At 43.1% G+C, this 24,362-nt stretch carries 20 protein-coding genes and 1 other annotated feature; of the genes, 17 read left to right on the top strand and 3 right to left on the bottom strand.

Annotated features, from left to right (window positions below; translation table 11 throughout):
- Positions 1-56 precede the first annotated feature (56 nt).
- The 9 genes from ACYVRS_RS08055 to ACYVRS_RS08015 all read left to right on the top strand — a co-directional run bounded on the left by ACYVRS_RS08055 (position 57) and on the right by ACYVRS_RS08015 (position 10,319).
- Positions 57-1,199 carry a cysteine desulfurase family protein gene (locus ACYVRS_RS08055; protein WP_461203112.1) on the top strand — a complete coding sequence of 381 codons (1,143 nt, stop codon included), beginning with the start codon at positions 57-59 and terminating at the stop codon, positions 1,197-1,199.
- 27 nt (positions 1,200-1,226) lie between these two features.
- On the top strand, positions 1,227-2,432 hold the full coding sequence (thiI, locus tag ACYVRS_RS08050; RefSeq protein ID WP_312543001.1) for a tRNA uracil 4-sulfurtransferase ThiI: 1,206 nt from the start codon (positions 1,227-1,229) through the stop codon (positions 2,430-2,432).
- Positions 2,433-2,588: 156 nt separating this feature from the next.
- Positions 2,589-3,242: a redox-sensing transcriptional repressor Rex gene (locus tag ACYVRS_RS08045; protein ID WP_312497591.1), complete on the top strand. Its 654-nt coding sequence runs from the start codon at positions 2,589-2,591 to the stop codon at positions 3,240-3,242.
- A 65-nt stretch (positions 3,243-3,307) separates the two neighbouring features.
- On the top strand, positions 3,308-3,799 hold the full coding sequence (gene tpx / locus ACYVRS_RS08040) for a thiol peroxidase (protein WP_313510858.1): 492 nt from the start codon (positions 3,308-3,310) through the stop codon (positions 3,797-3,799).
- Between the two features lie 55 nt (positions 3,800-3,854).
- Positions 3,855-4,068: a binding site (T-box leader), on the top strand.
- Positions 4,069-4,210: 142 nt separating this feature from the next.
- Entirely contained in the window at positions 4,211-6,850 is a 2,640-nt protein-coding gene (locus ACYVRS_RS08035) for a valine--tRNA ligase (RefSeq protein ID WP_461203111.1), read from the top strand.
- A 156-nt stretch (positions 6,851-7,006) separates the two neighbouring features.
- Positions 7,007-8,320, top strand: a complete 1,314-nt coding sequence (locus tag ACYVRS_RS08030) for a bifunctional folylpolyglutamate synthase/dihydrofolate synthase (protein WP_461203110.1) — start codon at positions 7,007-7,009, stop codon at positions 8,318-8,320.
- The gene (locus ACYVRS_RS08025) at positions 8,313-8,987 is read left to right on the top strand and encodes an HAD family hydrolase (RefSeq protein WP_461203109.1); all 675 of its coding nucleotides are present in this window, start codon (positions 8,313-8,315) and stop codon (positions 8,985-8,987) included. The genes ACYVRS_RS08030 and ACYVRS_RS08025 overlap by 8 nt, the downstream gene beginning before the upstream one ends.
- Positions 8,988-9,058: 71 nt before the next feature.
- Positions 9,059-9,739, top strand: coding sequence for a RadC family protein (radC, locus tag ACYVRS_RS08020; RefSeq protein WP_312497586.1), 681 nt, complete (start codon positions 9,059-9,061; stop codon positions 9,737-9,739).
- Between the two features lie 379 nt (positions 9,740-10,118).
- A complete protein-coding gene (locus ACYVRS_RS08015) occupies positions 10,119-10,319 on the top strand; it encodes a cold-shock protein (RefSeq protein ID WP_005225155.1) in 201 nt (66 codons plus the stop codon).
- Between the two features lie 55 nt (positions 10,320-10,374).
- Here ACYVRS_RS08015 and ACYVRS_RS08010 read toward each other — a convergent pair whose 3' ends face one another.
- The gene (locus tag ACYVRS_RS08010; protein WP_312497585.1) at positions 10,375-10,707 is read right to left on the bottom strand and encodes a helix-turn-helix domain-containing protein; all 333 of its coding nucleotides are present in this window, start codon (positions 10,705-10,707) and stop codon (positions 10,375-10,377) included.
- Positions 10,708-10,867: 160 nt separating this feature from the next.
- Between ACYVRS_RS08010 and ACYVRS_RS08005 the strand changes: the two genes are divergently transcribed.
- The 6 genes from ACYVRS_RS08005 to ACYVRS_RS07980 all read left to right on the top strand — a co-directional run bounded on the left by ACYVRS_RS08005 (position 10,868) and on the right by ACYVRS_RS07980 (position 18,350).
- Positions 10,868-11,113 carry a helix-turn-helix transcriptional regulator gene (locus tag ACYVRS_RS08005; protein ID WP_312497584.1) on the top strand — a complete coding sequence of 82 codons (246 nt, stop codon included), beginning with the start codon at positions 10,868-10,870 and terminating at the stop codon, positions 11,111-11,113.
- A gap of 36 nt (positions 11,114-11,149) precedes the next feature.
- The gene (locus tag ACYVRS_RS08000) at positions 11,150-12,088 is read left to right on the top strand and encodes an ABC transporter permease (protein ID WP_396170271.1); all 939 of its coding nucleotides are present in this window, start codon (positions 11,150-11,152) and stop codon (positions 12,086-12,088) included.
- A gap of 11 nt (positions 12,089-12,099) precedes the next feature.
- Positions 12,100-12,993: a carbohydrate ABC transporter permease gene (locus ACYVRS_RS07995; RefSeq protein WP_461203108.1), complete on the top strand. Its 894-nt coding sequence runs from the start codon at positions 12,100-12,102 to the stop codon at positions 12,991-12,993.
- 23 nt (positions 12,994-13,016) lie between these two features.
- Complete coding sequence (locus ACYVRS_RS07990; RefSeq protein WP_312497581.1) at positions 13,017-13,622, top strand: DUF624 domain-containing protein; 606 nt, start codon at positions 13,017-13,019, stop codon at positions 13,620-13,622.
- 41 nt (positions 13,623-13,663) lie between these two features.
- Positions 13,664-15,208 carry an extracellular solute-binding protein gene (locus tag ACYVRS_RS07985; protein ID WP_461203107.1) on the top strand — a complete coding sequence of 515 codons (1,545 nt, stop codon included), beginning with the start codon at positions 13,664-13,666 and terminating at the stop codon, positions 15,206-15,208.
- A 70-nt stretch (positions 15,209-15,278) separates the two neighbouring features.
- Positions 15,279-18,350, top strand: coding sequence for an alpha-mannosidase (locus ACYVRS_RS07980; protein ID WP_461203106.1), 3,072 nt, complete (start codon positions 15,279-15,281; stop codon positions 18,348-18,350).
- Positions 18,351-18,413: 63 nt separating this feature from the next.
- Here the strand turns inward: ACYVRS_RS07980 and rnjA are convergent, their stop codons facing one another.
- Complete coding sequence (rnjA, locus tag ACYVRS_RS07975) at positions 18,414-20,090, bottom strand: ribonuclease J1 (RefSeq protein WP_054117165.1); 1,677 nt, start codon at positions 20,088-20,090, stop codon at positions 18,414-18,416.
- A 1-nt stretch (position 20,091) separates the two neighbouring features.
- Positions 20,092-20,304, bottom strand: coding sequence for a DNA-directed RNA polymerase subunit epsilon (locus ACYVRS_RS07970; RefSeq protein WP_054117164.1), 213 nt, complete (start codon positions 20,302-20,304; stop codon positions 20,092-20,094).
- Positions 20,305-20,703: 399 nt separating this feature from the next.
- Here ACYVRS_RS07970 and ACYVRS_RS07965 point away from each other — a divergent pair, with 399 nt between their 5' ends.
- Positions 20,704-22,437, top strand: coding sequence for an ABC transporter ATP-binding protein (locus ACYVRS_RS07965; protein ID WP_054117163.1), 1,734 nt, complete (start codon positions 20,704-20,706; stop codon positions 22,435-22,437).
- The gene (locus ACYVRS_RS07960) at positions 22,434-24,191 is read left to right on the top strand and encodes an ABC transporter ATP-binding protein (RefSeq protein WP_461203105.1); all 1,758 of its coding nucleotides are present in this window, start codon (positions 22,434-22,436) and stop codon (positions 24,189-24,191) included. Before ACYVRS_RS07965 ends, ACYVRS_RS07960 begins: the two co-directional genes overlap by 4 nt.
- Positions 24,192-24,362: the final 171 nt, after the last annotated feature.

Here is a 24,362-nt window from a genome sequence, read left to right as displayed (position 1 = left end):
GTGTCAGCTGCACCAGTTATAATGGGAAAGAATTTTTTAGAGAAAGGGTCCTATCATTGATTTATTTTGACAACAGTGCCACAACAGCGATCTACCCTCAAGCTTTACATACATATACACAAGTCAGTCAGCGCATCATCGGTAATCCCTCCAGTCTCCATGATTTAGGCAATCAATCCAATCGGTTGCTGCAGCAATCAAGACAGCAAATTGCAGACATGCTATCTGTCAAATCATCTGAGATCGCCTTTACAAGTGGTGGAACAGAAGGGGACAACTGGGTGTTGAAAGGAGCTGCATTAGCCAAGAAAGCCTACGGCAATCATTTGATCATATCAAGTATTGAACATCCAGCTGTAAGTGAAACTGCAGCGCAATTAACAGAATTGGGCTTTGACGTCAGTATTGCACCAGTTGATGGACAAGGCTTTGTCAACGTCGCCGCACTTGCCGATATGATCCGCAAGGAAACGATTGTGGTATCGGTCATGGCAGTCAACAATGAAATTGGCAGTATTCAGCCCATCAAAGAAATTGCGGCTGTCCTTGAAGCCTATCCGACAATTCACTTTCATGTGGATGCTGTCCAAGCCATCACTAAAGTAGCCCAAGAGGAATGGCTGCCAGCCCGCGTCGATTTTGCAACATTTTCTGCCCACAAATTTCATGGACCACGAGGTGTTGGGTTCATATACTGGAAAGAAGGCCGAAAACTAGCGCCTCTGATGACAGGCGGCGGGCAAGAAAACAACCAGCGCAGCGGTACTGAAAATGTACCAGCGATTGCTTCCATGGCCAAAGCCTTGCGCTTAGCCGTAGAACAAAAAGCTGAAAGACCAAAACATGTGCAACAATTAAAACAATACTTACTGGAGGCTTTGGCCAGCTATGAGAAAGTCACCTTATTTTCTAGTACTGAAGGCTTTGCCCCGCACATCCTCTGCTTTTCATTAAAAGGGATCCGTGGTGAAGTATTGGTCCATGCATTTGAAGAAAAGCAAATTTATATTTCTACTACCAGTGCCTGTTCTTCCCGCAAAAAAATGGCCAGCAGCACGTTGCATGCCATGCAGGTCGCCAATGACTTAGCGACATCAGCGGTGCGTATCAGTCTAGATGAGAGCAATACAATGGCAGAGGTCGAGCAATTCTTGATCGTCTTTCATCAACTGTATCAGAAGTTTTCTAAAATCAACTAATCAATCGACAGAAAAAGGAGTTTATTCGTGAATTATACAGAAATCATGGTTCGTTATGGCGAACTATCTACCAAAGGGAAAAACCGTCGCAGCTTTATTATGCAACTGGCAGAAAATGTGAAACGGACGCTGGCAGATTTTCCTGATGTGAAGATTCATGCCGAAAGAGATCGGATGCACTTATTGTTGAATGGCGCTGAAGGTCAACTGATCATACCGAAGCTGCAGAAAGTCTTTGGTATTCAAAATTTCTCACCAAGTATTCGTGTCGAAAAAGATATCGATGTCTTAAAAGAATCCGTTCGCACATTGATGAAAGAAATTTATACTGGGGAAGAAACCTTTAAGATCACTGCCAAACGCAGCGATCATTCTTTCATCCAAGACAGTAATGAACTGAATCTGACTTTAGGGAATGCCGTGTTTGATATTTTCCCAGATATCCGCGTGCAAATGAAGAAACCAGATATCAATCTGCGGGTAGAGATTCGGATGGATGGCGCTTATTTGTCTTATGAAACGATCCAAGGTGCTGGCGGTTTGCCAGTGGGGACTAGCGGGAAAGGGATGCTGATGCTGTCTGGCGGGATCGATTCACCAGTTGCTGGCTATTATGCCATGAAGCGTGGGGTCGAGATCGAAGCCGTCCATTTTGCAAGCCCACCATACACAAGTGAACAAGCGTTGCAAAAAGCCAAAGACTTGACTGAAAAATTGGTGCCCTATGTCGGCAGTATCCAATTTATCGAAGTGCCCTTTACCGAAGTGCAAGAAGAAATCAAAAACCGTGTGCCGCAAGGCTATTGGATGACATTGACCCGACGGATGATGCTCAGAATCACAGATGCGATTCGGGAACAACGCCATGGACTAATCATTTTGAATGGTGAATCATTAGGTCAAGTGGCTTCACAAACTTTACAATCGATGGTTGCAATCAATGAAGTGACGACCACACCCATCATCCGCCCAGTGGCAACGATGGATAAACTAGAGATCATTGATGTTGCCCAAGAAATCGACACCTTTGACCTTGCGATCCAACCTTTTGAAGACTGTTGTACAATTTTTGCGCCGCCACAACCAAAGACACGGCCAAAATTGGAAAAAGTTCATTTGTATGAGGCACGTTTAGATATTGAGGGAATGATCAGCCGTGCCATGGCGGGGTTGAAAATCGAGCAAATCACTGCCAATCAAACCAAGAACGAAGAGTTTGCTGATTTTTTATAAGAACCAGAAAATAAAAACAGCAAAATGCTGGAAGCCTGCACGCCGTATATCGGACATGCAGGCTTTTTAGCGGGAAAGTTTGTGAACAATTTCTTGCTATTCAAATTTCAACGTGCTACACTCGATATGTGAATGATTTAACAAGGAGGTAGGATGATGGAGTTCTTAAGAGAAAAGAAATTGCCCAAAGCAACGGCCAAACGATTGCCAGCGTATTTAAGGCACTTAAAACTTCTGGATGCTACTGGTGTCCAACGAATCAAATCAAAAGAATTTGCGGAGATTACACAAGTTCCATCTGCAACGATTCGTCGCGACTTTTCTCACTTAGGTGAATTAGGCCGCAGCGGATATGGCTATGATGTTCCTTACTTGATCGAGGTATTGAGTCATATTCTTGAAACCAACGAAGAAAAGAAAATTGCCTTGATTGGATTCGGAAATTTAGGCAAAGCTTTGGCCAATAACAATTTCCGCCGCAACGAAAATTTGTCCGTATCCGCGGTCTTTGACAATGACCCATCTATCGTAGGCCAAATGATCGGCGATCAGTATGTATACGGCATGGACCAATTGGCAGCAATCGTGCAAGAAAAAGGCATCACAGTCGCTATTTCGACAGTTCCTAGCCGCTATTCGCAACACGCGATCGATGCCATCGTCGATGCCGGCATCACAGCAATATTAAACTTTGCACCAGATCCGGTCGTCGTACCGAAAGCCGTGAATATCCAATATATTGATTTAACCACTGAATTACAGACATTGATCTTTTTTGACACGACCTATTCACAAAAAACGAAGGTTTGAGCAAATCCTTTTCGTTTTCGCTGATTCTTCCTTATACTGGGAGAAAACGCAATAGGAGAGATGATATGCAAGTGACACGTAAAGGAACTGTCTATGAGGTGCCAGGTGATCAACCACGAGTGGGAGATATCGCCCATGATTTTCGTTTGAAGAGTTTAGATGATACAGAATACACGCTGGCTAGTTTTTTAGGAAAAGCAACCATCATCAGTGTGGTTCCTGATATCGATACGCGGGTGTGTGCCCTGCAAACCAAGCGCTTTAATCAAGAAGCCAGCCAAATAGATGATATCCATTTCGTAACGATTTCAAATAATACCAAAGAAGAACAAGAGAATTGGTGCGGCAAAGAAGGCGTCGATATGATCGTTTTACACGATCCAGCGAATACGTTCGGTGAAGCATACCACATCATGATTCCAACCTTTGGCCATTTCGCCCGTGCGATCTTTGTCTTGGACGCAGATGGTGTTATCCGTCACGTTGAGATTGTCCCAGAAATTGCCCAAGAACCGGACTACAACGCAGCAATTGAAGCAGCCAAAGCAAACCGCTGATTGACTTTTCACAAGCTTCATTGTAGAATGAGTCAAGATGAAACAAGAATGACATAACAAGACAAGGTTCAAGAGGAGTATTTGTTGCCCTGGTGTGTAGAGAAAAGTCGGTTGGTGCAAGACTTTGCCAGAAACAAAGAAGGTAGCTTGAAGGTCTTTGATCTGAAGATCAGGTTGATCCAAGGACAAACGCGTCGTGACCGTTAACTCACGTCAAAGTGGCAGAGAAATCTGCAATTTAGGTGGTACCGCGTATCAGCGCCCTAAATGCCTCGGCATTTAGGGTGCTTTTTGCTGTAGACGGTACGGCGATGATCTGTAGTGGCAAGAGGAAGAACGCCTCTGAAAACAACAGCCTTTGAACAACAGCACAACTTGCAGCATCAAGTAAGCCAAACAGGAGGAATCTCAATGACAGAGGAATTATCAACCAAATACAATCCCCAAGAAGTTGAAGCCGGACGCTATCAAAACTGGCTTGATCATGATCGCTTTAAACCAAGCGGCAATCCAGAAGCCAAACCATACTCGATCGTGATCCCGCCACCAAACGTAACAGGAAAATTACATTTAGGCCATGCCTGGGATACAACACTGCAAGATATCATCATTCGTCAAAAACGGATGCAAGGCTTTGACACCTTATGGCTGCCAGGAATGGATCATGCAGGGATCGCAACCCAAGCCAAAGTCGAAGAAAAATTAAGAGAACAAGGGATTTCTCGTTATGATCTAGGTCGGGAAAAATTTATTGAGCAAGTCTGGGACTGGAAAGAAGAATATGCAGGCCATATTCGCGAGCAATGGGCCAAAATGGGCTTGTCATTGGATTACAGTCGTGAACGGTTCACGCTAGATGACGGTTTGTCAGAAGCAGTCCGCAAAGTCTTTGTGACTTTATATGAGAAAGAATTGATCTATCGTGGGGAGTATATCATCAACTGGGATCCCCAAGCACGGACAGCTTTATCTGATATTGAAGTGATCCATAAAGACATCGAAGGCGCCTTTTATCATATGTCTTATGAATTGGCAGACGGTAGTGGTGTTGTTGAGATCGCTACGACCCGACCAGAAACGATGTTAGGAGATACCGCGATTGCTGTACATCCAGATGATGTGCGTTACCAAGATTTGATCGGTAAGATGGTGATTTTGCCATTGGTCAACAAAGAAATTCCAATCATTGCCGATACGTATGTGGATCAAGAATTTGGAACAGGTGTGGTGAAAATCACCCCAGCACATGATCCAAATGACTTTGAGGTAGGTAACCGCCATGACTTGCCAAGAGTCAATGTGATGAATGAAGACGGCTCAATGAACGATTTAGCGGGTGCTTATGCGGGCATGGATCGTTTTGCCGCTAGAAAACAAATCGTCAAAGACTTAGATGTACTAGGTCGTTTGATCAAAATCGAAAAAATGGTTCACAGTGTGGGTCATTCAGAGCGTACTGGGGTTGTCGTAGAGCCTAGACTATCCACGCAATGGTTTGTGAAAATGGCGCCTCTTGCCAAACAAGCGATCGACAATCAAGGCACGGAAGAAGCAGTGGAATTCTATCCGCCACGTTTCAATCAAACGTTTTTACGTTGGATGGATAATGTCCACGATTGGGTCATTTCTCGCCAACTATGGTGGGGCCACCAAATTCCAGCTTGGTATCATAAAGAAACAGGCGAGATGTATGTTGGTTTAGAAGCGCCAGAAGATGCAGAGAATTGGCAACAAGATCCTGACGTCTTAGATACTTGGTTCAGTTCAGCATTGTGGCCATTTTCAACCATGGGTTGGCCAGATGAACAAAGCGCAGATTATCAACGCTACTTCCCAACCAATACGTTGGTTACAGGCTATGATATTATTTTCTTCTGGGTTAGCCGCATGATATTCCAAAGTTTGGAATTCACAGGCAAACGGCCTTTTGAGAATGTCTTGATCCATGGGTTGATTCGTGATGAACAAGGCCGCAAAATGAGCAAATCATTGGGCAACGGGATCGATCCGATAGAAGTCATTGAAAAATATGGTGCCGATGCCTTACGTTGGTTCTTATCGAATGGCTCTGCTCCTGGGCAAGATGTTCGTTTCAGTTATGAAAAAATGGATGCCGCTTGGAACTTCATCAACAAAATCTGGAATGCTTCTCGGTTTGTCTTGATGAATGTGGAAGGGATGACAGGAACAGATATCGATTTTTCTGGTGAAAAATCTGTCGCTGATCGTTGGATCTTGACCCGTCTAAATGAAACCATCGAAAAAGTCACTGAATTATTTGAACGGTTTGAGTTTGGTGAAGCTGGTCGTCAATTATATAACTTTATCTGGGATGATTTCTGTGATTGGTATATCGAAATGTCCAAAGAAACATTGTATGGCGATAATGAAGTAGCCAAACAAGTCAATAAGAGTATTTTGGTCCATGTGCTTGACCAAATTCTTCGCTTGCTGCATCCAATCATGCCATTTGTGACGGAAGAAATTTGGAGCAAATTACCGCATACCGGTGAATCCCTCGTCGTAGCGGATTATCCAGTAGTGGCACCAGAATGGTCCGATGACAAAGCGGCACATGGGATGGAAGTCTTGAAAGAGTTGATTCGTTCAGTCCGCAACATTCGTGCGGAAGTCAACACGCCATTGTCCAAACCAATCACGCTATTGATCCAAACCAACGATCAAACAGTAGAAGAGTTTTTGATCAACAACAAAAATTATATCGAGCGCTTCTGTAATCCGGAAGAATTGGTGATTTCCAATGAACTGGATGCGCCAGAGCTTGCAATGTCCGCGATTTTGACCGGGGCGACGATTTACTTGCCGCTGGCAGGCTTGATCAATATCGAAGAAGAAATCAGCCGATTGGTCAAAGAATTAGATAAATATAACCAAGAAGTCAAACGTGTTCAAGGCAAATTATCGAATGAGCGCTTTGTGGCCAATGCTCCTGAAGAAGTGGTTGCGCAAGAACGCAGCAAAGAAGCGGATTACCTTGAGAAGAAACAACAAGTACAAGAACGGATCGAACAATTACGGACGATTCAATAAGCAAGACCAAGTATTGGCAGCATGGATGATCATGATGTAAAGAAGAGAACAGCTAGAAATTTGAGCTGTTCTTTTTTTTAAGCTAAATAACAAAGATGAGGAGAGAGATTAGGCATGCCCTTCATTTTTTGTTAAAATAAACATGAGGTGAATGAGATGACAAGCGAAGAAGCAATTGCATGGATCCATGGACGTTTAACATTTGGTATCAGGCCAGGATTACGCCGTGTTGAGGCGTTATTGAAGCGACTAGGCAATCCTGAGAAAGAAGTAACCATGATCCATATCGCTGGAACCAATGGGAAAGGATCAACCATTAGTTATTTGCGCAGTTTATTAGAAGAAAACGGTCTGCATGTTGGGACATTTACGTCTCCGCATATCGAGTCTTTCAATGAACGGATCGAAATCAATGGCACCTTTATTTCAGATGAAGATTTGGTTGTCTGGGTGGAACGGGTACAACCCATCGTCGTGGAAATGGATGCAGAAGAAGATGTGACTGGTATCACGCAATTTGAAATCATTACGGCGATCGCGTTGGGGTACTTTGCTGAACAGAAAGTCGATGTTGCTTTGATTGAAGTCGGTCTTGGAGGCCTGTTGGATAGTACCAATGTGATCACACCGATTCTGACGGCGATTACGACGATTGGGATGGATCACATGGATGTTCTAGGGGATACAGTTGAAGCAATTGCTGCCCATAAAGCGGGGATCGTCAAACCAGGCATCCCGTTGGTGACAGGGAACATCTCAGAGCCAGCATTATCCGTGATCGATGCCAAAGCCAAAGAAAACAATGCCGCGACCTATCATTTGGGCGAAGGCTATCAAGTCAAGTACCGTCACCCCGATTCATCATGGGGGGAAGTATTTAATTTTGAAAATGAGCAAGGCAAGATCAAACACTTGATCACGCCGATGTTGGGGCGCCATCAACCAGAAAATGCGGGTGTGGCGATTCAATTGTATGCACTATATTGTGCGCAGCAACAGGTGCCATTTACAGCCAAAAATGTCCGCAATGGCTTAAAAAAAGCCCACTGGCCTGCACGGATGGAGAAACTAAGTCAGGAACCATTGGTGATTTTGGATGGGGCCCATAACACCCATGCAATGACACGATTGGTGGATACGATGAAGGAAGAGTTCGGTGACTATCGGATCCATATCCTTTTTTCTGCTTTAGAAACCAAGAATATCTCAGAAATGCTAGAACAACTATTGCAAATCCCCCAGGCAGATATTTATATGACCACCTTTGATTTTCCCAAAGCAGTGAACTTAGCTGCTGGGTATCAAGAAATCGATTCAAAAAGAATCTCAACGGTGTCATTATGGCAATTTGGATTAGCAGAGTTATTAGAAAAAATGACCAATGAAGACTTATTGTTAGTCACAGGTTCGTTATATTTTGTTTCAGAAGTAAGAGAATTATTACGATCAATAGGAGGAAGCAATGACTAAACTGCAAGGTGTGATTTTCGATATGGATGGCTTGTTGTTTGATACAGAATGGCTTTATTATCAGGCAACGCAAGTGGTGGCAGATGAGATGGGGATCCCATATAGCAAAGATCTTTATCTGGCCTATGTCGGTGTATCTGATGAAGAAGTTTGGGCGGCCTATCACACACGTTTTGACCCGGAATTTGGGCAGGATACGGTGGATCGTTTCATTCAATCGGCGTTTGATCGAACGGTGACTATGTTCAGACAAGGGACAGCAGAATTGAAACCAGGGGTGCATGAGATATTGCGTTTCTTAGATGAGCAGCAGATTCCCAGGGTTTTGGCGTCCAGCAATCAGCGGGCAGTTATCGACACCTTACTAGAGGCTGCTGATTTAACAGCTGAATTTCCAGCAATCGTCTGTTTTGATGATGTGACGAAAGCCAAACCAGATCCTGAAATTTTTGAAAAAGCCCAACAGATCCTTGATGTGCCGAAAGAGTCCTTGGTTATCTTAGAAGATTCAGCCAATGGAATCCATGCCGCGCATCGTGCCGGGATCTCCGTCATTATGATTCCTGATTTGATCGCGCCAACAACGATCATTGAAGAAAAAGTATTGACGATTTTGACTTCTTTGACGGAGGTTCCTGAGTTTCTGACAAAAGCTTACACAGTATAAACCTGACAGCAACGACTATTCTCTCCTCCTTTGCGTATTTCTATTTTAGAAAACCGCAAAGGAGTTTTTTTATGAATAAAACCATTATTCCGCAAAGTTCTTATCCCCGTGAGCGGATGCTGCAATATGGGGTGGATGCCCTTTCCAACCAAGAACTATTGGCAATCTTGCTGCGTACAGGTGCCCATCCGCTGAATGTACTTGAACTAGCCGGTACGATTTTGAACCGCTTTGAGGATATCTATGAGCTCAAGCAGGTGACCCTTGATGAATTACAAGAAATTCGGGGTGTTGGACAGATCAAAGCCATCGAGATCAAGGCGATGATCGAATTGGGCGGTCGCATCCAACGAGCTGGGCAGCCGAAATATGGCAAAGTCAACTCCAGCATGGATATCGCGAAACACATGATGCAAGAGTTGAAAGATTATCGCCAAGAACATTTGCTTTGTCTGTATCTGAATACCAAAAACGAGATCATTCAAAAAAAGACCTTGTTCATCGGGTCGCTGAATCAATCGATTGCGCATCCCAGAGAGATCTTTCATGGCGCGGTCCGCTGCAGTGCTGCCCGAGTTATCGCGGTCCACAATCATCCAAGCGGCAGTCCACAACCGAGTGAGGCTGATTTGGCTTTTACCCGGCGTTTGATGAAATGCGGTGAGATCATGGGGATCGATTTGCTGGATCACCTGATCATTGGTGACAATGCTTATGTAAGCTTGCGGGAAGAAGGACTGTGGGAGGAATAAAGGGTCGTGTGGATTTTGAGAAAATGGTAGAACTAGATCAACTGACTGTCCGCAGCAAGGAACAGAAGGACAAGTGAAGCAAGTACCGATTAATGTCTATGTTCAGACAACGGTTCTTTACAATGGGGAATCTCTTTGGCTAATCCTATAAAAACAACGATTTCTTCTTGCAATACTGTTCAGATAGCTCAAAAAAGAAAAAAGATTAAAAATCAGCGAGAAAGAATTAATCTTCTGTCTTGCAAAAAAATATCTTCAAGTGTAAAATATTATTGTAATTTTGTTTGCAGTATAGATGTTGAAACGTAAGGGACACCTCTATCGCACAAAAGCAACGTTACACACAATTAAGTGCTGATGCACGAGGAGGTTTTTTTTAATGGAACAAGGTACAGTTAAATGGTTCAATGCTGAAAAAGGGTTTGGTTTTATCTCTCGCGAAGACGGTACAGATGTATTTGTACATTTCTCAGCTATCCAAGGTGAAGGATTCAAAACTTTAGAAGAAGGTCAAGCAGTGACTTTCGACGTTGAAGATTCAGATCGCGGACCACAAGCAGTAAACGTAAACAAAGCATAAGACTTGTTTATCCCTGCTTTTGTGTACGATCGATATCAAAAGCCCAAAAGACCATCTAGTCGATGGTCTTTTTTTTGTCGGATTTATTTTTTAGATAATCAATAAAAGATAAAATCTCTTTGACATCCTCATCAGCAAATGTATCATCAATGACTTCAGCGACCAGTGTCCCATTTTTCGAATAGGATTTCTGGGGACTTCTGCCTAAAAGAAAATCGGTGGAAACCCCGAATAAATCGGCTAAGATACGCAAGGTATTAAAGTCAGGTTCTCTTTTGCCTAGTTCGTAGGCTGTATAGGCAGGGCGAGTAATGCCGATTCGTTCTGCTACTTCTTGCTGTGTAAAATTATTTTTAAGGCGTAATTCTTTAATGATATATGGAAACATAACGACACCTTCTTTCACAGTGATAGTAACATAATGTTACGATTAAAAAAAGATTATTACTAGTTGCTTTTTGTTACATTGATGATGTTGACAAGTAACGATTGGTTACATATAATGTGAAGTGTGTCATATCGTTACAATTCTAGGGAGGAGTTATAGTATGAGAAAATGGTTGGTTGAAATAAGAGAGGAAAGGGGACTTACGCAAGAAGAGGCGGCCAATAAATCTGATATCGAACGATCATACTATAATATGATCGAACGGGGAAAACGAAGACCTAGTGTAGAAGTTGCGCAAAAAATCGGTTTTGCATTGCACTTTGATTGGACTTATTTTTTTGAAGATGATGTAACGGAAAGACACGTTCATGTAACCGATAAATCGAATGGAAGAGAGGAGAATTAGATGGCACTACCTGCTGCAAGGAGAAAGAACGAACACATGCCACCCCATAAGCAAAACATCCAGAACAATATATCTTTGCTCTGGAAGGATGTAAAAAAACACAAATGGCTTTATGTCATGTTGATTATTCCCATTGTATTTGTATTGATTTGGAATTATTGGCCGATGTACGGTGTGGTCATTGCTTTTAAAGATTATTCGCCGGCATTTGGGATTTTAGGTAGTCCATGGGTTGGCTTGAAACATTTCGAGCGTTTCTTTGCTTCCTATTTTTTTGTTGATATCATCTTGAATACCTTAAGGTTAAGCTTATATAGTTTATTGGTAGGTGTTCCTTTACCGATTATCCTCGCTCTTTTGTTTCATGAGTTGAACCGCAAATGGTTCAAGAGCAGTGTCCAAACGATCTCTTATATTCCTAACTTTATTTCAGTTGTAGTCGTGATAGGGATGGTTCAATTCTTTTTCTCTACGCAAGATGGAATGATCAATATGCTATTACAAATAATGGGATTTGACGCGATTGATTTTCTGGGGAGTCCGAGCTGGTTTCCGCACATATATGTTTGGTCCGGTGTGTGGCAAGGTGTCGGATGGGGAACGCTCATTTATACAGCTGCCATGTCGGGTATATCACCCGATCAATATGAAGCCGCTTACTTAGATGGCGCTTCTCGTTTTCACTGTATCCGTCACATCACGATTCCTTCGATTATGCCAACCATTGTGATTTCAACGATTCTGGCCACAGGGAGTCTCTTGTCTGTTGGATTTGAAAAAACTTTTTTATTGCAGAATGCTGCCAATCTCGAGACTTCCGAGGTTCTTTCTACCTATACCTACAAAATGGGTATCATTAATGGAGAATATAGTTTTTCTGCAGCTGTGGGTTTATTTAACAATGTGATCAACTTCATTGTTTTATTTACCGTCAATAAAATTGCACAAAAAACCAGTGAATCTAGTTTGTGGTAGGAGGAGATTCAATGAAGTATGCGACATCAAAAGGGGATAAAGTATTTGATGTATTGAACATTACGTTAGTGGTGATAATCTCACTGATTATCTTATATCCGCTTATCTTTGTGGTCAATGCCTCCTTTAGCGATCCGACACGTATTTATGAAGTGCCCCTACTGCTTTATCCCAGAGGATTCAATATCGAAGGATATAAAGAGGTACTCAAAAGTTCTGATATATGGACCGGTTTTAAGAATGCCGTCATCTATACCGTGTTAGGAACGGTTATTAACCTCGTGGTTACGACGATTGCGGCGTATCCATTGTCTCGTCCGGGCTTGAGGGGAAAAAAGTATATCACACTGTTCTTTACGGTGACGATGTTCTTTAGCGGCGGCCTGATCCCAACTTATCTCGTCAATCAGCAGTTAGGACTCGTGAATACGATATGGGTGATGATTTTACCAGGGGCGTTAGGTGTCTACAACATGATTCTGATGCGTACCTTCTTTAGCCAAAACATTCCCAACGATTTAATTGAAAGCGCTTATATAGATGGTGCCAATGATTTATGGCTGCTTTGGAAAGTAGTGTTGCCGTTAGCTACCCCGATCATTGCAGTCATGGCGATGTTTTATGGGGTAGGGCGTTGGAACGCTTATTTTGATGCCCTGATTTATTTACAAGATCGAGCAAAATACCCGTTGCAAATCATTTTGCGGGAAATTTTGGTTCAAGGTCAGTTTGGACAAGATATGAATCAAGTGATTGCGGGCAGTGCAGAATCTGAACTGCTGATGTTAAAGATGACACTTAAGTATAGTGTGGTCATCGTATCCAGTTTACTGGTGCTCTTATTTTATCCAGTCGTAGCGAAATATTTTGAAAAGGGGATCCTAGTTGGTTCAATCAAAGGATGAATGCTGCTTAAGGAGGTGATGCTATGGTAGTGAATAAATTTGCAGAGGGGTGTGACTGGCTCTTTTATTTGATGCGATTAAATGTTTTGTGGCTACGGTATAGTCTATTCGGCGGTGTGTTTTTCAGCTTGATACCAGCAACCGTCACTGTCTATGATTGTCTGCGCAAGCTAATGGTTGAACAAAACGCATCTCAAGTATCCATCATGTATCGAACCTATTATCGATGCAACAGACCTAGATATAAGCAGACGAGCATATACGTTTTTCTCATGATCGTGGTCATACTATTTATGTTTAAATTTTTGGGTACGTATCCATCGCCGCCTTTCTTATTTGAATTTACTCTAAGGAGTCATTTATTTCTATGGCTGTTGCTGTCGATCGTTTTCTTTCCTGTTCATGCCTACTTCAGATTATCGGCTGCCAAAATGTTTTTACAACCTTTAGCGTTTATCTTTATTTGTCCCATCCAAACGATAGGCAGTGTGCTGATCATTGGGTTAACGTTGACGGTCTATCAGTTGTTTCCGTTAATGGGTATCTGTCTGGGGATCGCGTTGCCGGCTTATGGGATTAGTCGCCTGTTTTTTAAAAAGTTCATCGACATGCAAGAAAGATTTTTTTAATCTATTGTTCAGAATTTATACCACATAAAGGAGATGAAACAATGAAAAAATGTTTACTTTTTGTATTGCCAATCTTATTCGTCCTTGCAGCTTGTCAATCAGGGGAAGAAACTGCAGATGTGACGGGTGAGGAAACAAAGACGATTCGTTTAATGAGAAGCGACTTTACCGATGTTCGCCCAAAAAGTGAAGATTTATGGATGTGGCAAGAATATGAGAAGATGTCTGGCATCAAAGTGGAATGGGAGGAAGTCAAGGAATTTGGTGAAAAGAAAAACTTGATCTTGTCAGGGGATTTACCTGATGCATTCTACCAAACTGGATGGAGCAATGATGAAATCGTGAAGTATGGAAAGCAAGGACTCTTTATTCCATTGGAAGATTTGATTGCGGAACATGCACCGAACCTGCAGAAGATTTTTGAGGAACACCCTGATGTCAAAAAGACATTAACTGCGCCAGATGGTCATATATATTCCCTGCCCTATATGGCATTGGACCCGATGAGTGGTGGACGGACAGTGCGCCTATATATCAATCAGCCTTGGCTAGACGAATTGTCGTTAGATGTACCACGGACTACAGAAGAATTGAAGACCGTTTTGGCTGCCTTTGTGGCGAGTGATGAGAGTCGGGAAGGCTATTATATGCCGAGTGGACAAATCGCTAGTGGTTTAGAACGGATGATTATGGCCGCTTATGGTTTGGGAACCGGTGGCCGTCAAGCAATGGGGAATATGATTTTTGTGGATGACAATGATGCGCTGCAATTAACGATCAATCATGAGCGGATGAAAGAAGTTTGGCAGTATATGCGAGAATTGTATGCGGAAGGTTTAGTATCACAGCAGTCTTTTGCCGGGGTCGATGACGACAAGTGGCGTGCAGATGCAGCGCAAGACAAGGTTGGTTTATTTCAATGGGTAGATCCCGATTTCATTGGTCCTTTTGGTCCTGAAACCTACACGCCGATCAATGTGCTTGAAGGTCCATATGGAGACAAAACGTTATTTACAGAGCCAGCTGTGGCTGGAGGAGCCTCTTTTATCATCACAAAAGATGCACCCGATCCTGCATTGCTACTAGAATGGGCTGACTTTTTCTATAGTCCAGAAGGGCAGATTTTTGCTTATCTTGGTGAAGAAGGTGTGACATATGAATTGGACGAAGAAGGACGAATGGTCTATGTTGAAGAGATTCTTACCTATCAAAATGGACCGCAATTAGGCGCCTTTCAATGGGTCGACAATGTCTACGGCGGCTATTTCCCTTATGCTGAATTGGATCAAGAAATCCGGGATGTTGCTTTTGGAAAAGAGCCAGTCATCTATGATGATGTCAAAGAGGAATATATGCCTAAGTATATGCTGCCTCATTTTATGGCAACGGAAGAGGAAGCAGCAGAAATGTCAACGATCTCCACGGATATTTCAACTTTTGTGGAACAGTCTCGGGTGAAATTTGTGACGGGAGAATGGGATTTGGCGCAAGATTGGGATAATTATGTCGCGCAACTTGATCGTGTAGGTGCACAACGTTTGTTAGAAATCAGACGCCAACAATTCGACCGCTTCATGGCAGAGTGACCACAGGTCTAGCGTGTGTGAAGCATTCGGATGAAGGATTCGGAAGAAACCCACATAAGGAGAAAAAACTATGAAGATGTTCTTGCAAGAAGAAAAACTGCAGAGGCGGATCGCTGAATTAGCCCACTTACGCTATAAAAATAAACGCAATATTTCAACGTGGCAGGTTCAAGAAGATGTGTCAAAAAGCGAAAAGATACCGCCACAACATTGTTCGGACAAAACAGACATGCGCATAGGTGATATTTGGCAAGGACGTGACCACTACTTGTGGTTGCAAGCAGAAGTGATGTTGCCTAAAGAATGTAATGTTTGTTTCTTTGACTTTGGGAAAACCGGTGGAGGTGGGAACTCTGGGTTTGAAGCACTCCTCTATATTGACGGCCTGCCAGTACAAGGGATAGATTCTAACCACAAAGAATATATCTTACGACCATCAGAAGTTGGCAGAAAAGTAACCCTTTCTTTGAAACTATGGTCTGGTTTAGAAGGGGGCGGCGAACCACGGGTGTTGACCCATACCTTAAATCAAGCCTTCTTTGGCGAGCTGGATCATGACACCATTGCATTTTATACGGTGTCTAAAATGATGCTTGAAACCTATCAGCAACTTGCAGAAGATCATGAGGTGAAACACCAACTATTAGGTGTACTGACTGAAGCATGGAGATTGGTGGATTGGCGAATGAAAGGAAGTGATGCTTTCTATGAAAGCATTACGCTGGCGCATCAATATGTGACAGAGCAGCTGCACATAATGCCAAAAAATGATGTGATCCATGTGACTGCGATTGGCCATACCCATATTGATCTGGCTTGGTTATGGAGAATCAAGCATACGCAAGAGAAAGCTATCCGAAGCTTTTCGACGGTCTTAAAACTGATGGAAGAATATCCAGAATATGTCTTTTTACAATCACAGCCCCAATTATATCAATGGATCAAAGAAGAAGCGCCATCACTCTATCGTCAGATACAGTCAAGGGTAAAGGAAGATCGGTGGGAAGTAGAAGGTGCTATGTGGGTGGAAGCAGATTGTAATATTCCAAATGGCGAATCATTGATCAGACAAATTTTGTATGGGAAAAAATTTATTCGTGAAGAATTTGGGCATGAAAGTACCTATTTGTGGTTGCCAGATGTTTTTGGTTATGCCTGGGCCTTACCGCAAATCCTCAAAAAGAGTGGTATCAAAACCTTTATGACAACAAAGATCAGTTGGAATCAATACAATCGCATGCCCCATGATACGTTTATGTGGAAAGGGATGGATGGATCAGAAGTATTGACACATTTCATTACAACGCCTGTCCCAGGCGGAAGAAGTTGGACTGAAAAGTCAAATTGGTTCTATACCTATAATGGCACATTAACGCCGGAAACAGTTCTGGGGGTATATCGCGCCTATCAAAACAAAGCGCTGAATCAGCGGTTGCTGGTCTCGTATGGACATGGCGATGGCGGCGGTGGCGTGACAAGAGAAATGCTAGATAACCGACGCCATATGGCAGAGATTCCAGGATTGCCGCAGATCACTACGGGAAGAGCGGGTGATTTTTTTGCGGAGTTGCATCAGACCGTCAAAGAAAAGCCGAGTGATTTACCTCTTTGGGATGGTGAATTGTATTTAGAGTATCATCGCGGTACGTATACCTCTCAAGCTTACATCAAACGAATGAATCGTTACTTTGAGATCCGTTTGCGGGAGCTTGAAGTCTTGTATAGTTTTCAATCGATCAATCAGGGAACTGACTATCCCCACGATAGGCTTGAGGCTTTATGGAAGAATGTCTTGAAGAATCAATTTCATGATATCATTCCTGGTTCTTCGATTGCAGAAGTGTATGAGGATTACCGAGAGGATGCAGCGACTTGTTTAGCAGAAATCACGCGCTTGCAAGAGCAATTAAACAGCTCAGAGACACCACTCAGCCTGGTGAATACCGCGGGGTGGCCGAGACAGAGTCTAGTCAAATCCAATAGCGCCAATTCTCGTCCGCAGAATCATTTGTGTATGGGGGATTCGTGCTATAGTTTGCATCAATTGGCTCCGTTGGAAAGAGCTGCTTACACTGACAGCAGCTGTATATTGCCAAAAGAAATGACAGCTAGTATCAAAGGCAATACAGTTGTAACGACGTTTTACGTGTTGGAATGGAACGATCAAGGACAATTAATCCGTCTATTTGATAAAGAAGGTCAAAAAGAGGTATTTAAAGGGAAAGGAAATGTCTTCCAATTGTTTGAAGACAAGCCGATCAATTTTGACGCATGGGATATTGATCTATTTTATCAAGAAAAAATGACAGAAATCAGCGGAGGATCGTTACAGCTTAAAGAGAATAACCCGTTGTTTGCTGTCCTAACTTTTACAGCATCTTTTGGTCAATCAAAGATATCGCAAGACATCTTTTTATATACACATACCAAACGTATCGATTATGTGACTGAAGTCGACTGGCAGGAAAGGCAACAATTGTTGAAAGTCAAATTTGATGTCAATATCCGTGCAACTGAAGCAGTTTTTGATGTGCAGCATGGGAATGTCAAACGCCCAACGCATTGGAACACGAGTTGGGATATGGCGAAATTTGAAACGGTAGGTCATCAGTGGGCGGATCTCTCGCAAACCAATTACGGTGTGGCATTGTTGAACAACTGTAAATACGGGTATGATATCAAAGGCAATCAGATGCGTCTTTCTTTATTGAAAGGTGCAATCTATCCAGATCCTGGAGCAGATCTTGGGTTGCATCAATTTACGTACAGTTTGTTCCCGCACAATGGAGATTTTGTGACGGGAAAAGTGGTGGAAGAAGCATGGGAAATCAATGCGCCTTTATCCCCATTGCAAGGTAGTGGTGACAGAGTCCCCTTTACGTTGACATCTGAGGATGCGGTCGTAGTGGATGCCTTCAAACAAGCAGAAGACAAAGATGGGTGGATTTTACGCTGTTATGACCATATCGGTGCAGATAGGCAATTTGAATTGACGTACACGGGAGAAGGACAAATCCTTTGGCAAGAGACAGATATGATGGAGATACCCCTCGAAGCACTGCAAAGCGGTTCGCTTGTCCTTCATTTGACCCCTTACGAAGTAAAGACAATCAAAATCAAAGTTGTTGACCACGCGCACTAACGACGCATAAGTCCCAAAAAAGCACTTGCCTTCTTCCACAGGCAAGTGCTTTTGTATGTTTGATTATTCGTCTGGCGTCATGATCATAGATAGAATCATTGGGTGACGCTCGGTTTTTTCAAAAAGGAATGGTTGCAGGGCAGCTGACATCGCTTCTCGAAGTTTGTGCTCTGTTGGATCTGCTTGGTTCAACACTTCTCGTAAAGCGCGGAAGAGAATTTGCTGCGCCTCGTTGATCATTTCACCAGATTCACGCATATAAACGAACCCGCGGGATAAAATATCTGGACCAGCCGATACTTCTTTCTTAGCAATATCTACAGTGGCAACCGCCAAGACTAGACCTTCTTCAGACAGGATGCGGCGGTCTCTTAAGACCACATTGCCGATGTCACCAATACCGCTGCCGTCTACATAGACATCACTCGCATTGAAGTGCCCAGCAGGTCTGGCGCTATCTGCAGTTAAAGCCAGCATATCGCCATTTTCCATAATAAAGCAGTTTTCTTTTGGTACCCCTGTATCTTGCGCCAATTGGGTATGGATATTCAACATCCGAAACTCACCATGGACAGGCATAAAGTATTTCGGTTTCATTAAACGCAACATCAATTTTTGTTCTTCTTGGCCACCGTGACCAGAAGTATGGATATTGTTTAGTTTGCCATGGATCACATTGGCGCCTGCTTCTAACAGCAAATTGATCAATTGATTGACGCTTGTTGTATTCCCTGGAATGGGTGAACTTGAGAAGATCACTGTATCATCAGGATGCACTTGGATCTGACGATGGGTTCCGTTGGCGATCCGGCTTAAGGCTGCCATAGGTTCCCCTTGAGAACCGGTACAAAGGATCATGGTTTCATTTGCTGGTAAGCGATTGATCTCGTGTGATTCAACAAATGTCCCGTCAGGTACTTTGATGTAACCTAAACGCTGACCATTGACAATCGCATTTTCCATACTGCGTCCGAAAACAGCGATTTTGCGGCCAGTGGCAACAGCAGCATCAGCAGCTTGTTGCAGACGGAATATGTTTGAAGCAAAGCTGGCGAAAATAATACGGCCATCGATTTTTTCGAAAATTTTCAAAATCGAGCTGCCAATCGTTTTCTCCGACTTGGTAAATGTTGGGATTTCCGCATTGGTACTATCTGACAGCAGACAAAGGACGCCTTCTTCGCCGATGCGAGCCATTTTGTGCAGATTTGCTGGTTCGCCCACTGGTGTGAAATCAAACTTGAAGTCACCAGTGGCGACTATATTTCCAGAAGGTGTTTTCACAACGACACCTAACGCATCAGGGATACTGTGGGTCGTACGGAAAAAGCTGATCGATGTTTTGCGGAAACGAATCACGGTATCTTCATTGATTTCGTGTAATTCTGCATCTCGCAACAAACCATGTTCATCCAATTTGTTGGTGATCAAGGCTAACGCCAAAGGACCAGCATAGATTGGAATATTGGCTTCTCGAAGTAAATAAGGGATGCCGCCAATATGGTCTTCGTGACCATGGGTGACGATCAAGCCTTTGACTTTTGGTAAGTTTTGGACGATATAGCTGTAATCAGAAATCACATAGTCGATTCCAAGTAATTCATCTTCGGGGAACTTGATTCCCGCATCAATTAAAATGATTTCATCTTGAAATTGAACCCCATAACAGTTTTTTCCGATTTCGCCAAGTCCACCGACACCAAAAACGCCGGTTTCATTGTTTTTAAGAGACACTTTCATCTTAAAACTCCGCTAATTTGAAATCAGCGTTTTCTTTTTCGTAAGCTAAATGTTTTTCATCTAATTCTTGAACGAATTCGATGTTGTATGGGGTGTTTTGTTCTACTTGGCGACGTGCAATCACTGCATCGTCTGCTTCAATGTATAAAGATTGGGTTTGTTCTCTTTTTGGGTTGCGGTCTTTTGTTTCTTGGTAATAAATTTTGTAAATCATATATTTTCTCCTTTATCTGCGTCTAGGCAGTAGTTTATTGGCTTGATGTATTCGCGGCATCACAAAATCGAGGTCCAAAGAAAGTGACCTAATGAAAGCTCATAGAGCTGCTGCATGCTTTTTTCAGACAGTGATTGTGAGAAAAAAGAGAAAGCCTCGTCTTTGCTTTCCGAATGTTGTCGCATAAATTCACCGGGTTTGTAATCGTTCCACTACAAGTATCCCTAGTGTAGCACAGAAAAAGGAATAAGTATAGAATCACGTCAGTGTGAAAAGGCTTACTGAAACAAAATGAAAGACTTAAAATGAGAAGTTGCTCTTTTTTGCAACGATTCGCGTTACATTCGAAATATTCCTATGCTATAGTAAAATCAATGGATAAAAAAAGGAGGGAATTTTTTGAAATTAATGTGGCATTACACGATGAGAAATAAGAAACTCCTTATGTTGAATTTCATCTGTGTCTTTGGGTTTATTTTGATCGAACTAGGGCTGCCTACGCTATTGGCGCGCATGATCGATGTTGGTATGGCAAATGGGGATCGCGACTATATTTGGAAGATGGGCGCGGCAATGGTGGCGATCACACTGATTGGGATCGTGATGAATATCATGCTGGGCTATTTCACCTCACGGATCACAACGAACATTGTAGCGGATATTCGAGATGATCTTTTTGAGAAAGTGCAAGGGTATTCCCACACGGAGTATGAAAAAATCGGGGTCTCATCATTGATCACGCGGGTGACCAACGATGCCTATCAAATCATGTTGTTTATGCAAAGTATTTTGCGGACCGGATTGATGACACCGATGATGTTTATCGTCAGTTTGTATATGGTCATGCGGACGAGCACAAGATTGGGTCTTTATGTTTTGGGGGCCTTGCCGATCTTGTTGATTGCAGTCGTGGCGATTGCCAAACTGTCAGAACCGTTATCTACCAAGCAGCAAGCCAACTTAGATAAAATCAATGGTATCTTACGTGAGAACCTTTCTGGGCTGAGAGTGATTCGGGCTTTCGTCAATGAAAAATTTGAAGAATCTCGTTTCAGTAAAGTCAATCAAGCCTATGCATCAAGTTCTCGCAGCTTGTTTCGTTTGATGGCAAGTGCACAGCCAGGCTTTTTCTTTTTGTTCAATATCGTGATGATTTTGATCATTTGGACGGGAAGTATCCAGATCGATCAAGGTCAATTGCAAGTTGGTGATTTGATTGCCTTTATCGAATATATTTTCCACGCCTTGTTCTCATTCATGTTGTTTGCGACGGTCTTTACCATGTATCCTAGAGCAGCGGTTTCTGCGCGGCGGATCCAAGAAGCGTTAGATGCGACTTCTGAAATCAAAGAACCTGCACAACCTGTGACAGAAACCAAGACAAAAGGCTATCTTGAATTCAAACAGGTGACTTTTGCCTATCCTGGTCATGCGCAAAGCCCAGTGATCCGCGATGTAAGTTTTACAGCATCGCCAGGGGAAACGGTCGCCTTTATAGGCAGTACCGGATCTGGGAAGTCAACGTTGATTCAATTGATTCCCCGTTTTTATGATGTTAGTCAAGGAGAAGTGCTCGTTGACGGCGTGGATGTTCGGGACTATTCTTTGTCAGCTTTGAGAAACAAAATCGGTTATATTCCACAAAAAGCCTTGCTCTTTACTGGGACGATCGCGGATAACTTGCGGTATGGCAAAGAAGATGCGACCCAAGAGGATCTAGATCGAGCGGCAGAAATTGCCCAAGCAGCTGATTTCATCGCGAGAACACCAGATGGGTTCAACGCTGAATTAGCCGAAGGCGGGTCCAATTTCTCTGGTGGACAGAAACAACGGCTCGCAATTGCCAGAGCAGTGATACGTCGCCCAGACATTTATATTTTTGATGATAGTTTTTCGGCATTGGATTATCAAACAGATGCCAAACTGCGGGCGCGTCTCAAGAAAGAAACAACGGAATCAACAGTGTTGATCGTTGCCCAACGTGTTGGCACGATTATGCATGCGGATAAAATCATCGTTTTGAATGAAGGGGATGTTGTCGGTATGGGCACGCATAAAGAATTACTGCAGACTTGCTCTGTCTATTATGATATTGCAGCATCTCAGTTATCAGAGGAGGAGTTGGCGATATGAAAGCATTCTCTTCATTAAAACGGTTATGGCAGTACTTGAGACCGTACAAAGCAACGTTTACATTGGTCCTGGTCTTCACAGTAGCAACCGTCGGATTCAATGCGGCCATGCCGTATGTATCTGGTTTGCCTACGACTGAGATCAGCCGCAATATAGCAGCTGGTGAAGGGGTCAATTTCGATTATATCATTGTCTGTTTGATATGGATCGGCGTGGTGGGACTTGGGTATTGTGTCTCACAATTGATGTCAGGATTATTGATCACAAATGTCGTCCAATCTGCTATGAAAGATCTGCGTCAAGATATTGATGAAAAAATCAATCGGTTGCCAGTGTCGTATTTTGACAAAAATCAACAAGGGAATATCTTATCCCGCGTCACCAATGACGTCGATGCTGTCAGCGGCGCGATGCAACAAGCGATGATCGGTATCGTGAATGCCTTCTTGAGTATTATTATGGCCGTATCGATGATGTTCTATATCAATTCATTGATGGCATTGATCTCATTGATTATGATTCCATTGGCATTGATCATTTCTAGAACGATCGTCAAAAAATCCCAGAAAGATTTCCAAGGGATGCAAAATGCGTTAGGTGAAATGAATGGTTATGTCCAAGAAAACATGACTGGGTTCAGTGTTCTCAAAGTCTATGGACGGGAACAGCAAACCTTGGAAGGATTCAAGAATGTCAATCATCAGCTGCGGTATTATGGTTTTCGTTCGGCCTTTGTTTCGGGCTTGATGATGCCGCTTGTGCAAATGACAGCGTACTTTACCTATATAGCGATGGCCGTCATGGGAAGTTTTTATGTGATCGGCGGTGTGATCGTGGTCGGGCAACTGCAAGCCTTCATTCAGTATATTTGGCAAGTCAGTCAACCTATGGGGAATATCACGCAATTGTCGTCGGTGTTACAAAGTGCTTCAGCTGCGGCAACCCGAGTGTTTGAGATTTTGGACGAAGCGGAAGAACCAGTCAATCAAACAGACATTGCTTTACCAGAAACGATCAATGGTGATGTGACTTTCGAACACGTTGGCTTTGCGTATGATCCGAAGAAACCTTTGATCAAAGACCTGAATTTTGAAGTCAAAGCAGGTCAAATGGTAGCCATCGTTGGCCCAACCGGTGCAGGCAAAACGACCTTGATCAATTTGTTGATGCGATTTTATGATGTCAATGAAGGAGCAATCAAAATCGACGGTATTGATACCAAGAAAATGGCGCGGCAAGATGTCCGTTCGCTTTTTGGGATGGTTTTGCAAGATGCTTGGTTATACGAAGGCACGATTGGTGACAATATTCGTTTTGGAAAGCTTGATGCCACGGATTACGAGGTAGTAGATGCAGCCAAAACGGCGAACGTTGACCACTTTATCCGCACGATGCCAGATGGCTATGAGATGTTCATCAATTCTGAAGGGGACAATGTTTCCTTAGGACAGAAACAGCTGTTGACGATTGCGCGTGCAGTGATCTCAGATCCGAAGATCTTGATCCTAGACGAAGCAACCAGTTCTGTGGATACTCGGCTAGAAGCCCTGATCCAAAAAGCAATGGATAAAGTCATGGAAGGGCGAACGAGTTTCGTCATTGCCCATCGACTGTCTACGATTCGAGAAGCCGATTTGATTTTGGTGATGGATCAAGGATCGATCATTGAAAAAGGCAATCATGAGACATTATTGGCAGCTGGCGGCTTCTACAGTCAACTGTATCAAAGTCAATTTTCAGAAGAAGCCGAATAAAAGAGTGCCTGAGGGCGCTTTTTTTTTAGTTGATCGTGGATACCAGAATAGGTCAAGCAACCGTATCTGGCTTCGCCATCCGTAATGGTATAGTATAGATAGAGGATATTGTACAGAAAGGATGGACGTGTATAGTGATGAAAGACAAACAGTCAAATGAGGACGGAAACA

Source organism: Enterococcus salsurae, assembly GCF_054784955.1.
The sequence above is the reverse complement of the archived record's forward strand: the minus strand, read 5'-3'. Positions and strand labels throughout refer to the sequence as shown.

Bases quoted from the DNA above. Each gene is read 5' to 3' on its own strand.
- ACYVRS_RS08030 (WP_461203110.1), top strand. From the start codon at position 7,007: ATGACAAGCGAAGAAGCAATTGCATGGATCCATGGACGTTTAACATTT.
- rnjA (WP_054117165.1), bottom strand. From the start codon at position 20,090: ATGAAAGTGTCTCTTAAAAACAATGAAACCGGCGTTTTTGGTGTCGGT.
- ACYVRS_RS08035 (WP_461203111.1), top strand. From the start codon at position 4,211: ATGACAGAGGAATTATCAACCAAATACAATCCCCAAGAAGTTGAAGCC.
- ACYVRS_RS07970 (WP_054117164.1), bottom strand. From the start codon at position 20,304: ATGATTTACAAAATTTATTACCAAGAAACAAAAGACCGCAACCCAAAA.
- ACYVRS_RS08010 (WP_312497585.1), bottom strand. From the start codon at position 10,707: ATGTTTCCATATATCATTAAAGAATTACGCCTTAAAAATAATTTTACA.
- ACYVRS_RS08045 (WP_312497591.1), top strand. From the start codon at position 2,589: ATGGAGTTCTTAAGAGAAAAGAAATTGCCCAAAGCAACGGCCAAACGA.
- ACYVRS_RS07990 (WP_312497581.1), top strand. From the start codon at position 13,017: ATGGTAGTGAATAAATTTGCAGAGGGGTGTGACTGGCTCTTTTATTTG.
- ACYVRS_RS07995 (WP_461203108.1), top strand. From the start codon at position 12,100: ATGAAGTATGCGACATCAAAAGGGGATAAAGTATTTGATGTATTGAAC.
- ACYVRS_RS07980 (WP_461203106.1), top strand. From the start codon at position 15,279: ATGAAGATGTTCTTGCAAGAAGAAAAACTGCAGAGGCGGATCGCTGAA.
- radC (WP_312497586.1), top strand. From the start codon at position 9,059: ATGAATAAAACCATTATTCCGCAAAGTTCTTATCCCCGTGAGCGGATG.
- ACYVRS_RS08000 (WP_396170271.1), top strand. From the start codon at position 11,150: ATGCCACCCCATAAGCAAAACATCCAGAACAATATATCTTTGCTCTGG.
- ACYVRS_RS08025 (WP_461203109.1), top strand. From the start codon at position 8,313: ATGACTAAACTGCAAGGTGTGATTTTCGATATGGATGGCTTGTTGTTT.
- ACYVRS_RS07985 (WP_461203107.1), top strand. From the start codon at position 13,664: ATGAAAAAATGTTTACTTTTTGTATTGCCAATCTTATTCGTCCTTGCA.
- tpx (WP_313510858.1), top strand. From the start codon at position 3,308: ATGCAAGTGACACGTAAAGGAACTGTCTATGAGGTGCCAGGTGATCAA.
- ACYVRS_RS07960 (WP_461203105.1), top strand. From the start codon at position 22,434: ATGAAAGCATTCTCTTCATTAAAACGGTTATGGCAGTACTTGAGACCG.
- ACYVRS_RS08005 (WP_312497584.1), top strand. From the start codon at position 10,868: ATGAGAAAATGGTTGGTTGAAATAAGAGAGGAAAGGGGACTTACGCAA.
- ACYVRS_RS08015 (WP_005225155.1), top strand. From the start codon at position 10,119: ATGGAACAAGGTACAGTTAAATGGTTCAATGCTGAAAAAGGGTTTGGT.